The organism is Rhodoferax sp. XS2R6, from assembly GCF_056521365.1.
The window spans coordinates 18,387-31,892 of sequence record NZ_JBWMAY010000002.1 but is presented as its reverse complement, the minus strand read 5'-3'; the positions used below and the strand labels follow the sequence as shown (position 1 = coordinate 31,892).

Annotated in this window: 17 protein-coding genes; 7 read left to right on the top strand and 10 right to left on the bottom strand. The window is 64.9% G+C overall.

Annotated elements, in window-relative coordinates; all coding sequences use genetic code 11:
• Positions 1-4: 4 nt before the first annotated feature.
• Positions 5-1,009 carry a 2-hydroxyacid dehydrogenase gene (locus tag AC097A_RS06675; protein WP_479620232.1) on the bottom strand — a complete coding sequence of 335 codons (1,005 nt, stop codon included), beginning with the start codon at positions 1,007-1,009 and terminating at the stop codon, positions 5-7.
• 79 nt (positions 1,010-1,088) lie between these two features.
• On the opposite strand from AC097A_RS06675, the gene AC097A_RS06670 reads away from it, so the two are divergent.
• Positions 1,089-1,337: a hypothetical protein gene (locus AC097A_RS06670; RefSeq protein ID WP_105262314.1), complete on the top strand. Its 249-nt coding sequence runs from the start codon at positions 1,089-1,091 to the stop codon at positions 1,335-1,337.
• A 27-nt stretch (positions 1,338-1,364) separates the two neighbouring features.
• Here AC097A_RS06670 and AC097A_RS06665 read toward each other — a convergent pair whose 3' ends face one another.
• On the bottom strand, positions 1,365-1,961 hold the full coding sequence (locus AC097A_RS06665; protein WP_479620231.1) for a 3'-5' exonuclease: 597 nt from the start codon (positions 1,959-1,961) through the stop codon (positions 1,365-1,367).
• Between the two features lie 44 nt (positions 1,962-2,005).
• On the opposite strand from AC097A_RS06665, the gene AC097A_RS06660 reads away from it, so the two are divergent.
• On the top strand, positions 2,006-2,332 hold the full coding sequence (locus tag AC097A_RS06660; protein WP_296472210.1) for a DUF6172 family protein: 327 nt from the start codon (positions 2,006-2,008) through the stop codon (positions 2,330-2,332).
• Positions 2,333-2,349: 17 nt separating this feature from the next.
• Here AC097A_RS06660 and AC097A_RS06655 read toward each other — a convergent pair whose 3' ends face one another.
• From AC097A_RS06655 to AC097A_RS06635, 5 genes are read right to left on the bottom strand one after another with little or no spacing between them, the layout of a single operon-like run.
• A complete protein-coding gene (locus tag AC097A_RS06655) occupies positions 2,350-2,940 on the bottom strand; it encodes an NAD(P)H-dependent oxidoreductase (protein WP_479620230.1) in 591 nt (196 codons plus the stop codon).
• Between the two features lie 57 nt (positions 2,941-2,997).
• Positions 2,998-3,384 (bottom strand): MerR family transcriptional regulator, encoded by a 387-nt coding sequence (locus tag AC097A_RS06650; RefSeq protein WP_315479820.1) that lies wholly within the window; start codon positions 3,382-3,384, stop codon positions 2,998-3,000.
• Complete coding sequence (locus AC097A_RS06645; RefSeq protein WP_315847939.1) at positions 3,384-4,076, bottom strand: ankyrin repeat domain-containing protein; 693 nt, start codon at positions 4,074-4,076, stop codon at positions 3,384-3,386. Before AC097A_RS06645 ends, AC097A_RS06650 begins: the two co-directional genes overlap by 1 nt.
• Positions 4,073-5,050, bottom strand: a complete 978-nt coding sequence (locus AC097A_RS06640; protein ID WP_479620229.1) for a DUF6929 family protein — start codon at positions 5,048-5,050, stop codon at positions 4,073-4,075. Before AC097A_RS06640 ends, AC097A_RS06645 begins: the two co-directional genes overlap by 4 nt.
• A 52-nt stretch (positions 5,051-5,102) precedes the next feature.
• The gene (locus AC097A_RS06635; RefSeq protein WP_479620228.1) at positions 5,103-6,653 is read right to left on the bottom strand and encodes a GGDEF domain-containing protein; all 1,551 of its coding nucleotides are present in this window, start codon (positions 6,651-6,653) and stop codon (positions 5,103-5,105) included.
• A gap of 101 nt (positions 6,654-6,754) precedes the next feature.
• Between AC097A_RS06635 and AC097A_RS06630 the strand changes: the two genes are divergently transcribed.
• The 3 genes from AC097A_RS06630 (at position 6,755) to AC097A_RS06620 (ending at position 9,109) form a co-directional block, all read left to right on the top strand.
• Complete coding sequence (locus AC097A_RS06630) at positions 6,755-6,997, top strand: hypothetical protein (RefSeq protein ID WP_479620227.1); 243 nt, start codon at positions 6,755-6,757, stop codon at positions 6,995-6,997.
• Positions 6,998-7,224: 227 nt separating this feature from the next.
• Positions 7,225-7,845, top strand: a complete 621-nt coding sequence (locus tag AC097A_RS06625) for a DsbC family protein (protein WP_479620226.1) — start codon at positions 7,225-7,227, stop codon at positions 7,843-7,845.
• A 109-nt stretch (positions 7,846-7,954) separates the two neighbouring features.
• Positions 7,955-9,109: a dipeptidase gene (locus AC097A_RS06620; protein WP_479620225.1), complete on the top strand. Its 1,155-nt coding sequence runs from the start codon at positions 7,955-7,957 to the stop codon at positions 9,107-9,109.
• 29 nt (positions 9,110-9,138) lie between these two features.
• Here the strand turns inward: AC097A_RS06620 and AC097A_RS06615 are convergent, their stop codons facing one another.
• From AC097A_RS06615 to AC097A_RS06605, 3 genes are all read right to left on the bottom strand, one after another.
• Positions 9,139-9,762, bottom strand: a complete 624-nt coding sequence (locus tag AC097A_RS06615) for a YitT family protein (protein WP_315479815.1) — start codon at positions 9,760-9,762, stop codon at positions 9,139-9,141.
• Between the two features lie 36 nt (positions 9,763-9,798).
• Positions 9,799-10,632: a M90 family metallopeptidase gene (locus AC097A_RS06610; RefSeq protein ID WP_105262305.1), complete on the bottom strand. Its 834-nt coding sequence runs from the start codon at positions 10,630-10,632 to the stop codon at positions 9,799-9,801.
• A 78-nt stretch (positions 10,633-10,710) separates the two neighbouring features.
• Positions 10,711-11,151 (bottom strand): universal stress protein, encoded by a 441-nt coding sequence (locus AC097A_RS06605; protein ID WP_315479813.1) that lies wholly within the window; start codon positions 11,149-11,151, stop codon positions 10,711-10,713.
• Positions 11,152-11,327: 176 nt separating this feature from the next.
• Between AC097A_RS06605 and AC097A_RS06600 the strand changes: the two genes are divergently transcribed.
• Together AC097A_RS06600 and AC097A_RS06595 are read left to right on the top strand one after the other, a co-directional pair.
• Positions 11,328-12,512 carry a toxin-antitoxin system YwqK family antitoxin gene (locus AC097A_RS06600; RefSeq protein ID WP_479620224.1) on the top strand — a complete coding sequence of 395 codons (1,185 nt, stop codon included), beginning with the start codon at positions 11,328-11,330 and terminating at the stop codon, positions 12,510-12,512.
• A gap of 54 nt (positions 12,513-12,566) precedes the next feature.
• The gene (locus tag AC097A_RS06595) at positions 12,567-13,469 is read left to right on the top strand and encodes a hypothetical protein (RefSeq protein WP_479620223.1); all 903 of its coding nucleotides are present in this window, start codon (positions 12,567-12,569) and stop codon (positions 13,467-13,469) included.
• Positions 13,470-13,506 lie beyond the last annotated feature (37 nt).

Below are 13,506 nucleotides of genomic sequence, written 5' to 3'. Positions count from 1 at the left end.
CGCCCTAGACCACGCGCTCTACCGACACCGGGTAACGCGGCTGGCCGGTGGCGGCAAAGCTGCTGATGTTGTCCAGCGTGGTGCGGGCAATGGCGGCCAGTGCGTCTTCGGTAAAAAACGCCTGGTGCCCAGTGACCAGCACATTGGGGAAGGTGAGCAGGCGTGCAAACACATCGTCCTGAATCGCCGCCCCCGAGAGGTCGCGAAAAAACAGATCGCCCTCCTCCTCGTACACATCCAGCCCCAGCGCGCCGAGCTGCCCACTCTTCAAGGCATCAATGGCGGCCCGCGTGTCCACCACCGCACCGCGGCTGGTGTTGACCAGCATGGCGCCACGTTTCATGCCGGCAAAAGCGGCAGCGTCGATCAGGTGGTGGGTCTGCGGCGTGAGCGGGCAGTTCAGGCTCACCACATCGCTGCGGGCCAGCAGCTCGGACAATGGCACATACGCCACGCCCAGGGCCACACAGGCCGGGTTGGGCTGTGGGTCTGCCGCCAGCAGCGTGCAGCCAAAGCCGGTCATCAGGCGGCAAAAGGTTTCACCAATGCGCCCCGTGCCCACCACGCCGATGGTGCGGCCATGCAGGTCAAAACCCAGCAGGCCATCCAGCGCAAAGTTGCCCTCACGCACCCGGGCGTAGGCACGGTGAATTTTGCGGTTGAGCGTGAGCACCAGCGCGAGTGTGTGCTCCGCCACGGCGTAGGGTGAATATTCGGGCACGCGGGCTACTGCCAACCCCAGTTCGGCCGCGGCGGCCAGGTCCACCTGGTTAAACCCCGCGCAGCGCAACACCACCAAGCGCACGCCCAGTGCATGCAGGGCCTGCAACACATCGCGCGGCAACTGGTCGTTCACAAACACACACACGGCGTCGGCCCCGGCTGCGGTGGCCACGGTGGTCGCGTCCAACCGCACATCCAGAAAGGTCCACAGGTGCGGCGTGCCCTCTGCAGCGGCACTGAGGGCGGCCCGGTCGTAGGGGCGGGTGCTGTAAACGGTGATGTGCATGGCGGGCTCGGTGGGAGGGGTGTCATCCATCTTACGGCTGGCTGGGTTAACCTCGCCGCCTCAGCCACCAAGGAAACTTATGAAAAAACTCCACGTCACCATCAAACTCGAAATGTCCGTACCTGACGAATGGGAGCTGGTCGAAACCTCGGAAGGCACCCCCGTGCTGAGTCTGCCCAACGGGCAGTTTTTGGACATGGCCATCGAGCCCCTGTTTGCCACCAACCCCGAAGAAACCTGGGCCAGCACCGAGAGCGAAGACGAGCTCAACGACATCCTGGACATGGTGGAGAGCGAGGAAGTGGCCTACGAATTCGTGGTGCACTAAGCCCCACCCGGCCTTGCCCCCAAGGGTTTAGGCCAGATCCAGCGCGTGGAACACACGAATGGCCGCATATGCGTCATTCGCGGCGTACACCAGCTGGGACTCACTCAGCCGCGCATTGGCCCAGTTGCTGGTGGCGGCTTTTTTGGACTTCATGAAGCGATGGTTGAACAGCACGGCTACTGCGCCCTTCACGCCCATGTCCTTGCGGTAGCCGCGCTCGCGGAACACGGTGTTGAGCTCCAGAATGCCCTGGGGTTGCACGCCCAGCTTGCTCACAATGCGTTTTTTGTCATCGCCCAGGCCAAAACCGGCCTTGGCAATGCCGCCCAGCGCCAGCAGCTCGGCCGCCACGGCGCTGCAGGCCGGGTCCATCAGCTGGAACACCCAGGCGCGCTCTGGCGTGGCCAGCTGCAGGATGTGCGGCCCGTCGGACACATCACCCACCTTGAAGGTGGGTTTGGATTCGGTGTCAAAACCCCAGGCGGGGGTGTCGGTCAGAGCGGCGTAGGCTTCTTTGGCCTGCGCGCCCGTGCTCACCAGGGTGATGCGGTCCAGCCCCAGGCGCTCGAACGGCGGCAATAGGGCAATGGTGTCTTTGTCGGGTGTGGGGTGGCGTTCCTGCATGGGGCGTATCATCGCCCACCCGCCTTTGTTGGCCCAGGACCCCCATGAAAAAGACATTTCCCCTCGCCGTAGAAGGCAAACACCCCGAGCGCCTGCTCGAAGCCACCAAGCACGAAATCCGCAAATACGTCAAACGCGAACGTCGCCGTGACCTGCCCGAAGGCGTGGACTTTTGGGACTTTGACTGCCGCTTTGGCCCCACCGAAGACGCTGCCCAGACCGCCCATTTGGCAGAAATCACCAAGCTGATCGATGCCGTGGTGCAGAGCGGCGGCACCCAGTTTTATGTGGAAATTCTGGCCAAACACGGCGTGCGCAAGGCGCGTGACCCGAGCGAAGCGCCCACCGCTGGCGACTTTCTGGAAGAGTAAGCGCCCCAGGCCAGACCCTAGATGCGGCTGGCCAAAGCCTCCGCCTGGCCCAGCCAGCGCGTGCGGTGCGCAGGCGTCGAGCTGATCACCGGGCCCAGCGACAAGGTTTTGCGCACCCGGATGCCGCAAAACTCCAGCGTGGTTTTACGCATCTGGTGAATCGCCGGCATGCGGTAAAACCAGCGGAAGTACCAGGGCGGCGTGTCCATGGGCACCAGCAGGTGCGCAGTGCGCCCCTTCAGCAGTGGCACTGGAAACGGTGAACCCTGGTTGAACTTGAAAGCATAGCCCGAGACAAATGCCCGGTCCAGAAAGCCCTTGAGCAACGCTGGCACCCCGCCCCACCAGACCGGAAACACCCAGGCCATGTGCTGCGCCCAGGCCATGCTCTCTTGTGCGGCCAGCAGGTCGGGCTCCAGCGCCTGGTGGTGCGGATTGCTGCCATGCAGCAGCGGGTCAAATTTCAGGTCGGCCAAGTGCAGCACCCGCACCGTGTGGCCCGCGGCGCGTGCGGCCTGGGCATAGGTGTCGGCCACGGCGGCACTGAAGGTGTTGCGGCCCGAGTGGCCCAAAATCACCAGGACGTTTTTGCCAGCAGGCAGGGACATGGTTGCAGTTCCGGTAGTGAAAGAACCACCACCCTAAGTCTGCCCCCAGGGGCAGAGTCAAGCGCAGGCGGCCAGGGGCACGGGCAGCTGTGTCTCGGTGCAGGCGTCAATCTCGGTCTGGATGGCCTGCAACTGCGTGTCCAGCGCCTGCAGCCGGGCCACCTCCAACGCAATGTCGGCACGGCGCTGCGCCACCTGGCGGGCCAGCGCAGCCCAATCCGGCTCGGCCGTGCGGCCCCGCAACACGGGCACCACCTCGGCTAGGCGCAAGCCCAAGCCCTGGGCCTGTTTGATCAGGCGCACCAGCGTGAGGTGCTGTTCGGTGTAGACGCGGTACTTGCCCAGCCGCTGCACACGCCCCAGCAACCCCAGCGACTCGTACAAGCGGATGGCTTTGGCGCTGGCACCGCTTTGGGCGGCCAGTGCGCCGATGTACATCACCATCAGCGGCCCCCGGCGTCGCGCAGCAGCTCGGCGACATGCACATGTTTGCGGGCCAGGGCGTGCTGCAAGGGCGTCACCCCCTGGGCGTCGGCCAGATTCAGATTGGCCTTGGCAGCAATCAGCATGCGCACGATTTCGGCATGCGCCAGCCCGCCATCGCCCAAAATCACGGCCTCCAGCAGCGCCGTCCAACCCAGGTTGTTGACGTGGTCTACCGCAATGCGGGTGGTGAGCAGCAGGCGCACCGTGTCCACATGGCCGTAGTGGCAGGCCGGAATCAGGGCCGTGCCGCCATAGCGGTTGGTACTGGCCAGGTCCGCCCCGGCGGCCAGGGTGAGCTGCACGATGTCGGTAAAACCGCTGGCACCGGCCAGCAAAAAGGCGCTGTCTTGCTGCGCATCCTGCGCATTCACATTGGCGCCGCGTGCCACCAGCAGACGCACCACGTCCACATGGTTGCCCTGGGTGGCGGCCAACACGGGCGTGGCATTGCGGCTGCGTGCCGTGTCGGCCCGCGACTCAATAGGTGCGCCGCCGTCCAGCAGCACCAACACCTTGCCCCACTGCCCGCGGGCCGCGGCGTCCACCAGCTCAGGGCTGTTGCCGGTCAGGTGCACCGGCTGGGCAAAAGTAAGGGGGGTGCTCAGTAGCAACAGGGCGGCCAAAGCGGCGTGACGGCGGTGCAGATTCATTCTGGTTGGTCCTTGTCCTGGGGCAGGCGCAGCTGCAGCAGTTGCGCGGCCTGTTGGGGGTCGTCGGGGTCGGTCACCATGGTAAACACCCAGTCGCTGCCCTCGGGCAACACCGCCAGGCCTTCCACCTTGGGGGCGCCGTGCAAAAGGTGCATCCGGTGCACCTGGCCATTGGGCAGCACAACGCCCACCGCGCTGGCCACACAGGCACCGTCTGCGTAACTGTTGTCGGTGCCCTCGGCCACGGCGGTAAACGCCCAGGCCCCTCCGTGCAGCGGGGTGCCATCGGTCAGCGTGAGCGGCACCTCGTCCACACGGCCCAGGTCCAGCAGCTGCACACTTTTCGCGCTGGGCGGCTGGGGCTGCAGGCCCGCCAGCCAGGGGGCGACCAGGTTCCAGTCATAACGGATGCAGGCGCTGTGGGCGTCCGCCAGGTTGCCACGCTGCAACAGCAGCAGCTCACCACTGACCACCAGCGCACCTTCGATGTTGAGGTCGGCAAACCGTTTGCGCAGCGGGGCGTAGAGTGCGCCCAGGTTCACCGTGGCCATGCGGCCATTGGGTTGGCCCAGCACGTCCAGCGCCACCAGCACACCAGTTTCGCGGTTCGGCCGCGAGCCCGAGCCCAGCGCCAGCAGCGCACCGGCGGGGCAACCCGGCAGCGGGGGCAACAGGGCCAGGCTTTCCAGATCGGGTTTGGCCGCTTTGCGTTGCTTTTTGCCCTCGGGCAGTTCACCGTCCAGCACGCGTAGCAGCGTGCCGGGGGCGGCCTGGGGCGTGGGACTGCTGCAATCGTCAAACTGGCCCAGGTGCAGCTCGTCGTCGGCAACCACATAGAGGCGCTGGCGCACACGTACCAGGCCACTGGCCGCGCTAAGGTGGGCCAGCCCACGCGGGTGCTGCGCCGGGTCCAGCTGCAGGGTGTGCAGCAGTGTGGGGTGCAAGGGGGTGGACGGGGTGGCGGGCTGGGCCATGGGCGCTTTCTGGAGTTGCGGCATGGTACAGGCTGGGGCCTGCGGCCCTGCGTCAGGCCAGCACTGCGCGCCGCTTGCCGGTCTGCTTGGCGCGGTACAGGGCCTGGTCAGCCGCCAGTGCCAGGGTTTTGATGTCGGTGCCGTGGTCCGGGAACAAGGCCACCCCCGCGCTGGCCGACACCGGAGCCAGCACCTGTGGATAGGGTTCAGAGAGCGCCACCACAATGCGCTCCGCCGTGTCCATGGCACCGGTGTCGTGCACGTCGGTCAGCAGCACAATAAATTCGTCCCCGCCAATCCGGGCCACGATGTCCGAGGCCCGGATGGTCAGCAAAATACGCTGCGCCACCTCCCGCAGCACCGCATCCCCCGCGGCGTGCCCCTGGGTGTCGTTAACGGTCTTGAAGCCGTCCAGGTCGACCGCCACCACGGCCAGCACCTGCCCGCGCCGCTGCGCAAAGGCCAGGTTGCGCTCGGCCACCTCGTCAAACAGCAGGCGGTTGGGCAGCTCGGTCAGTGCGTCATGCTGGGCAAAAAACTTCACCTGCTTCATGGCCAGCGAAGCCTGCACCAGTGCGGCGCCTACCGCCTCGGCCTCTTGTAAACGGATGGAGGGCAAGGCCACGTCTTCGCCATGGCTCAGGGCCTGGGCAGCGTCATTGAGTTCACGCACCGAGGCCAGCACCCGCAGGGAGATGGTGCGCGCCAACCACAGCCCCAAGCCGTAGGCCGCCAAAATGCCCCCCAGCACCCAGCCCAGGTGCGACAGAAGATCGCGCAACAACACTGACCGGGGCGCCCCCACCACCACACGCCAACGCCACGCCTTGGAGGTGGTGTAGGCCGTGAACACTGACACACCATCTTTGGTTTCGGACAGCAGGGTGTCGCTGTCCCGCAGGGCCATGGCTGCCAGCAGCTCAGGCACGGCCGGCTGGCCCAGGTAACGCTGCACATCGCGCGAGCGCCCCACAATCTGGCCACTGCTGTCCAGCACGGCCACCAGCCAGCCCGGCGGCAGGTGCTGCTGCCCCAGCAGGGCCTGCACACGTGCTGGGTCCAGGCCGATGTTGAGGCTGTACACCACCCGCTCCCCCACCTTCACCGGCACCCCCATGGCCACCGCCTGGCGGCGCGCCACGGGCCCTACAAACAGGTCGGTCAGCACACTGGCCTGTTCGGTGAATACGCGCGCGAGCTGCGGCGGGGTCCCGGTGGTGGGCAAGGGGGTGCCCCAAGGGCGCAGGGTGTTGAGCAACTGGCGCCCCTGCACGTCGGTCACGATGTAGTTGTAGGCCAGCCCCGTGCCCAGGGTGTTGGTGGCGCGTTGGTAAAACCCGCGCATGTCTCCCCCGGTGAGTTCGGGGGCCGTGGCCATGACCTTGAGGACGGATTCGATGGAGGCCAGCTCCCGCTCCAGATCGGCCAGCACCGACTGGCCCAGCAGCACGGTTTGCTGCTCCACCTGCTCGCGGCGCAGCTGGTAGGTGGAATAGGTCAACAAAGCGCTGACCAGTGTGGCCGGCAGCACGCAGACGAATACCAGTAGCCTCAAGTTGCTGCGCAAGGAGTATGGACGTTCCGACAGCTTGAACAACAGCATGTAGTGGTGTGCCTGGCGCTTGGTTTCCCTGATCCGAGCACACTATGGCAGATGCAGGCGCCGCGCGCAATCAACCGGGGCTGGCTACTGCATAAATGATAGTGGGACGCATTGCTACCACGGCCCTGGCAAGACCAAAGCCAGAAAAAAACAAAAAAAACTTACCCCAATTTCATGGAGACAACGCTGTGGATAACCACCAGAACAAGCCGCCAAAACCGCGCCAGTTGGGGCTTGCCACACGACGCCTGTTTTTTAAGCACTACCGTGGCACGGCAGAACACCAGGACGCACATTTGTCAATGAGAGAAAAATCTGTGCTAGCAAAAATGAACAATAAGTGAAAACCCGGAAATCGTTTTCTCACCCCTCCAAGTTGCACCCGGAAACTGTGCGTGACTTTGTGGATAACTATGTTCACAAGCGGCAAAACCCGCGCCAACAGGGGCTTTGCCAAGGGTGCCTGCAAAATGACCAGCCGGGAACCTTTTGGCCGCTGGCACACTCCACCTACGCTGAACCTTCTGGACCGTGTCTGTGCGGTTCCGCCCCTAACTTTTCTGAACACCCCATGCCGAAAGCCACCCCCGCGCCCTTTGCCCAACGCCAACGTTTGCACCTGCTGGCCCTGCCCCTGGTGGCTGCCGTGGCCGGACTGGCGGCCTGCTCCAAGACCGAAGAAGTCGCCACAGCGCCCGCCCCCGCCGCCAGTGCTTTGCCACCGGCCCAGGCCTATGAAAAAGTAGCCATCACTGGCAAAGGCTTCACCGTGGGCGCGCTGATGAGTGCCAACCCGGTGTTTGTGCTGTTTGACCCCCAGTGCCCACACTGCGGCCACCTGTGGCAAACCTCCCAGCCGCTGCTGGGCAAGGTCAAGTTCGTCTGGGTGCCGGTGTCCTTCATCAACGGCAAAAGCGCCCCCCAGGGCGCGGCCATTCTGGCGGCCAGCAACCCGGCCGAATTCATGGCGGCACACGAAGCCTCGCTGCTTGCCGGGACGGGCGGCGCCCCCCTGCCCGCCAGCATGTCGCCCGAACACGAGGCCATCATCAGAGCCAACACCGAGCTGTTCAACAGCCTGAAAGTGGAGTCGGTGCCTTACATCGTGGCCAAAAACCTCAAAACCGGCGCCGTGGTGACCAACGCCGGTGCCATGGAGACCGCCGCGCTGGCCGAATTCCTGGGCGTGTAAACCCTGAGAGGCGCCACTTTGCTATGTTTTTGCTAGCTGTTTGCGCATAATCCACGGGGGCTTAGGCCCCTTTTTGTTTGGATTTTGGGGAGACAACATGCGACACAAAATGAGCATAGCAATCGCCGTGGTGGCCGCGCTGGGCTTGGGGGTGTTTTTTACCCTGCCCCGCATCGTGGACCAGCGCATGAACCGCGTGGCCCTGGCCGGCCCGCACACGGCCAGCGCCCGTGCCACTGCCCTGCACCCCACCCTGTTTATTGCTGACCTACACGACGACGCACTGCTGTGGTCGCGAGACCTGCTCCAGCGCTACGACTACGGCCACACTGACCTTCCCCGCCTGCAAGAGGGCAAGGTGAGCCTGCAGGTCTTCAGCACCGTGACCAAAAGCCCCAAGGGCCTGAATTTTGAGCGCAACGGCGCCGACAGCGACACCCTCACCGCCCTGGTGATGGCCCAGCGCTGGCCCGTGGCCACCTGGAACAGCCTGCTGGCCCGCGCCCTGTACCAGAGCGAAAAGTTGCACCGCGCCGCGGAGGGCAGTGCGGGCGCCATGCAGGTCGTGCGCACCCAGGCCGAACTGGCCGCGCTGACCCAGGGCCAACCACCCGCCGGTGGAAAGCTGATTGCGCTGCTGGCCACCGAAGGCCTGCACCCGCTGGAGGGCAAGCTGGAGAACGTGGACACGTTGTACGACGCGGGTTTTCGCATCATGGGCCTGACGCACTTCTTCGACAACGAGCTCGGCGGCTCGGCCCACGGGCTGGAGAAAGGCGGGCTCACGCCATTTGGCAAACAGGTGGTGGCCAAGCTGCAAGAGAAAAGCGTGCTGGTGGACTTGGCCCATGCCTCCCCCCAGGTGGTGGACGACGTGCTGGCCATGACCAAACGCCCGGTGCTGGTGTCGCACACCGGCGTGCAGGGCACCTGCCCCGGCCCGCGCAACCTGAGCGACCGCCACATCCAGGCCATTGCGGCCACCGGCGGTGTGATGGGCATTGGCTACTTTGAAGGCGCGGTGTGTGGACTGGACACGGCGTCCATCATCAAGGCCATGCGTTACACGGCGAACCTGGTGGGTGTGAAACACGTGGCCTTGGGTTCGGACTTTGATGGTGCGACCCAAACCGCCTTTGACACCACGGGCCTGGTGCACCTCACCCAGGGCCTGCTGGAGGCAGGATTCTCGGAAGGGGATGTGGCCGCCATCATGGGCGGCAATGTGCTGCGCCTGCTGCAGGCCCAGTTGCCTGCCAAGTGAAGCAAATGCGTCCCGGCGCTACAGCACCGCTATAGCACCGCATAACGCCCGGGCCGGTGGTTGATGGCAATAAACAGGTTCATCACCACCGCGGCCAGCACCGAATAGGCCACCCGCACCGGGTCCACCACCGTCAGGGCCAGCAGCACGATAGTGCAGTCCATGCCCATCTGCACCACGCCAGCGCGCCAGCCGCGCGACTGCTGCAGGTACAGCGACACGATGGTGGCCCCGCCAAGGCTGGCGCGGTGCCGCGCCAGAAACAGACAACCCGAGCCCAGCAGCAAGCCGCCCAACACCGCGGCATAGGCCGGGTGCAACCGATCAATGGCAAACAGCCGCGGCGACCACTCCGCCATGGCTGAGAGAAAGGTGATGGCGACAAAGGTTTTGAGCGTGAACTCGCGCCCCATGCGCCGCCAGGCAAACCAGTAAAACGGCAGGTTGATCAGGAAGAACAGCTTGCCCAAGCTCACGCCCGTGGCGTAGTGCAGCACAAAGGCCACACCGGCCGTGCCACCCGTGAGCAGCCCCGCCTGCGCAAACAGGATCAGCGCCAGGCTGACAAACAGCGTGCCGGTGAAGATGGCCTGCGCGTCTTCAAACAGCGTGTGGGTGTGCACCGGGGTGGTGAGGGCGTTCATATCGGGCATGGAGCAAGCATTGTGCCGCGCCCCTGCCCGCGGGGTTCACCAACCCGCCGGGTCGACCCTGAAAAAGCCCCGCAGCTCGGCATACACCGCCGGGTACTCGGCCGCCAGCGCCGGGCCCTGCTCAAAAAACACCTCCACCACCACCGCAAAAAACTCGGCCGGGTCTTGCGCCCCATAGTGGTTGAGCAGGCCCTGCTCCCCCATAAAAACCTGTTGCCGCAAATGTTCGTAGGCCTCTGCAAACACCCGCTGCCAGCGGGCGGCGTTGTAGCCCACATCGCCCAGCACCGGCAAGGGCGCACCCACGGCGCGGCCGTTTTCCTGGTCCAGCTGGTGGGCAAATTCGTGGATCACCACGTTGCGGCCGTCGTCGGGCGTGGCGGCACCGTCCAGCGTGTCTTGCCACGACAAAATTACCTGCCCCTCACCCCAGGATTCGCCGGCCAGCGCCTCGCGCTGCTCTTGCTGCACGCCAGCCGCATCGGTGTGGCGGCGGTTCACCACAAAGGCTCCGGGGTACATGAGGATTTGCCGCACCTTGGGAAAGTACGCCGCCGCGTCGGGCCGGTTGAGCAGCAGCAGGCAAGCCTGGGCGGCCACCACCACACGCATCTCTTCGGTCACCTGCAGGCCGGCGCAGCCAATGAAGGTTTTCTCGGCAACAAACACCTGCATGTGTTGCTTGAGCTGCAGTTGCAAGTCGGCCGGCAGGCGCGCCACCAGCGGCACGCGGCGGCGCAACAGGGTGCGCCAGTGTTTGGGAAAGGGCTGCGCCTGCAGCCGGCGGCGCTGCACGCGCTGCCACCAGGGGTAGCCCAGCAACCAGGCCAACAGCCCGGCCGCAGCCAGGCAAAACACAACAAAGGCCACAGGGCTCCGATCCAAAGCGTTGCAGGAACGCCGTAGCTGGAGGCCGCGTGGCCTTTTTCAAGCCATCCGCTCAGGCCCCTATCGCGTCACCAGCACCGGCACGGGGCTTTCGGCCACCACCTTGGTGGCCACGCTGCCCAGCATCAGCCGAACGATACCGGTTCTGCCGTGGGAGCCCAGCACAATCAGGTCCGCCCCCACCTCGGCCGCCGCCTGCACAATGCCGCTGGCCGCGGTCACCCCCTCCAGCAGCTTGGCCTGCATGGCCACCACCGGGCCGCCTTCGCGGCACAGGGCGTCCGCCTGCGCGTGGGCCTGGGCGGCCAGCTCCTGCGCCGCGGCGGCATAGGCCTGGTACCCCATGGGGTTGGCTTCGCCCACGCCCAGGTAGGGGTAGGGGTCGGACACATACACCGCGGTAAGGCGTGCACCATGGGCACGCGCCAGGCCCACCGCCAAGCTGCCCGCGTGGGCCGACGCGGTGGAGCCATCGGTGGCCAGAAGAATGTGTTTGAACATATAAACCTCGCCTTCGGGAGTGAACCAGCCTCCATGCTGCGCGTGGGCTGCGCTACAGTCATTGATATAGATCAGGCGCGGCCAAGATGCAAATTCCAGGTCGCAAATTTGCTATGGTTTGTATAGCTGCTCGCGCATACACAATGCGGGCCAGTACCACTTTTTGCCAAAAATTTATGACCACACCCCTCTCTTGGCGCCTGGCCCTGGGCGCCGCCCTGCTGGGCAGTGCTGCCGGCGCCCTGGCCGTGCAGGACTGCGAACTCAACGGCAAGTCCATCAACACCAACAACGGTGCCGAAACCGCGGGCAAAAGCGGCATGGTGCGCTGCAAAGACCGCGACAGCGGCCTGCTGGAGCGCGAGTACGAACTGCGCAACGGCGACTCGGTGGGCCTGTCACGCTATTTCCGCAATGGCAAACTGGCCAAGGAGTTCACCATCACCGCCAACGGCCCACACGAAGGCCTGGAGCGCGAGTGGGCGCCTAACGGCCAGTTGGTGCTGGAATTCACCAATGTGAAGGGCAATACACGCGGCCTGCGCCGCAGCTGGTACGAGGATGGCAGCCCCAAGGCGGTGGAATGGGTAGGTGATAACGAACGTGAGGGCGCCAGCGCCCAGTTCACGCCGGGCAAACAACTGGCCAGCCTGCGCTGCGGCCCCAAGCCACTGCTGGCCCCGCAGGTGGACGATGCGGCGCTGTGCGGTTTTGGCGGCAGCGCCAGCACGGTGTCCACCTACAGCAGCGGCGGCAAGCTGCGCGGCACCCAAACCCTGCTGGCCGGTGTGGTGCAAAAGCAGGCCGTGCTGATGGACAACGGCAAACTCCAGGAAGAGATGGAACGCCAAGGCAGCCAGCGCACCGAGCGCTTTTTTGCTGAAGATGGCAACAAGCGCCGCGAGAAGGTTTGGAACGAAGCCGAGAAGCCTGCGGCACTGGTGCGCGAATCGGAATACCACGCCAGCGGCAGCCTGGTGCGCGAGCGCCGCTACACCCTGACCGAGGTGGGCGGGCGCAAACGCAACCGCCTGAGCACAAACGCCCGCTTTTACCTGAACGGCCAGCCGCAAAGCAAGGAAACCTACACGCTGGACGGCGAGACCGAACTGCTGGACCAGCAGCGCTTCAACGACAAAGGCCTGTTGGCCAGCGAAGGCCGCTTTGCGCTGGAGGGCCGCTACGGCCAACGCAGCGTGGGGGTGCACAAACTCTATTACGAGAACGGCAAGCTCGCGCAGGAAGAGCACTTTGACGCCCAGGGCAAGCCCAACCGTCTGCGCACCTGGGACGAAAGCGGCAAACCAACCGCGGACGATCAACTGTTTGAAGACGGCTCCCGCAAGGCTTTTGCACGCTGAACCACTGTCACACAAGCGGACTACACTGGGGCGCAAAAGGCACACAAGGCCCCCATGATTCCGTCGTTGCGACAACTGTTTGCCACGCTCTTGCTAGCGCTCTGGCCCTTGTTAGGGCAGGCCCAGGCCATGCGTTATATCTACCCGCCCCCAGAAAGCGGGTCCGATGTCCGCCTGAACTACTACTGGGAACTGCTGCAGGCCGCGCTGGATGCGACCAGGCCCCAGTGGGGCAGTTATGAACTGCAGCCCAGCCCCAAGGTTATGAATGCAGGGCGGGCCGAGCTGCTGCTCACCGCCGCCACCGACATCAGCGTGATGGCCCGCACCACCAGCATCACCCGTGAAAACGCGCTGCGCCCGATCCGCATTCCCCTGGACAAGGGGCTAACGGGCTACCGTCTTTTTCTCATCAAGGCCGGCACACAAGCGCAGACCAACACGGTGCGCACGCTAGAGCAGCTGCAGGCCCTCTCCATCGGCCAAGGCGCCACCTGGGTGGACACCGAAATCCTGCGGACCAATGGGTTCACCGTGGTCACCGCCCCAACCTACGAGCTGCTGCTGCCCATGCTGGATTCGGGCCGCTTCGACCTGTTCTCGCGCGGGGTCAACGAGATCAGCCACGAGCTGGCCAGCGGCCGCCAAGCCCTCCCCGCGCTGGCCATAGAGCGCCAGCTGCTGCTGTATTACCCGCTGCCACGTTATTTCTTCTTTCCGCGCACGGCCGAGGGTGAGCGGCTGGCCCAGCGCGCCGAAGAGGGGTTGCGCCTGTTGATGAAAAACGGGCAGTTCGAGAAGCGTTACCAGGCCTTCAAAAAAGCCACCCTTAGCGACCTGAACCTGCGCGGGCGGCGTGTTTTCAGAATCAACAACCCCCAGCTGAGCGCAGAGACCCCGCTGACCGACCGTGCGCTGTGGGACACCCTGGAGCCCGAACTGCGCGCCAGACCCTGAACGCGGGTGGTGCCGCTATATGATCGTGGCCACAAAC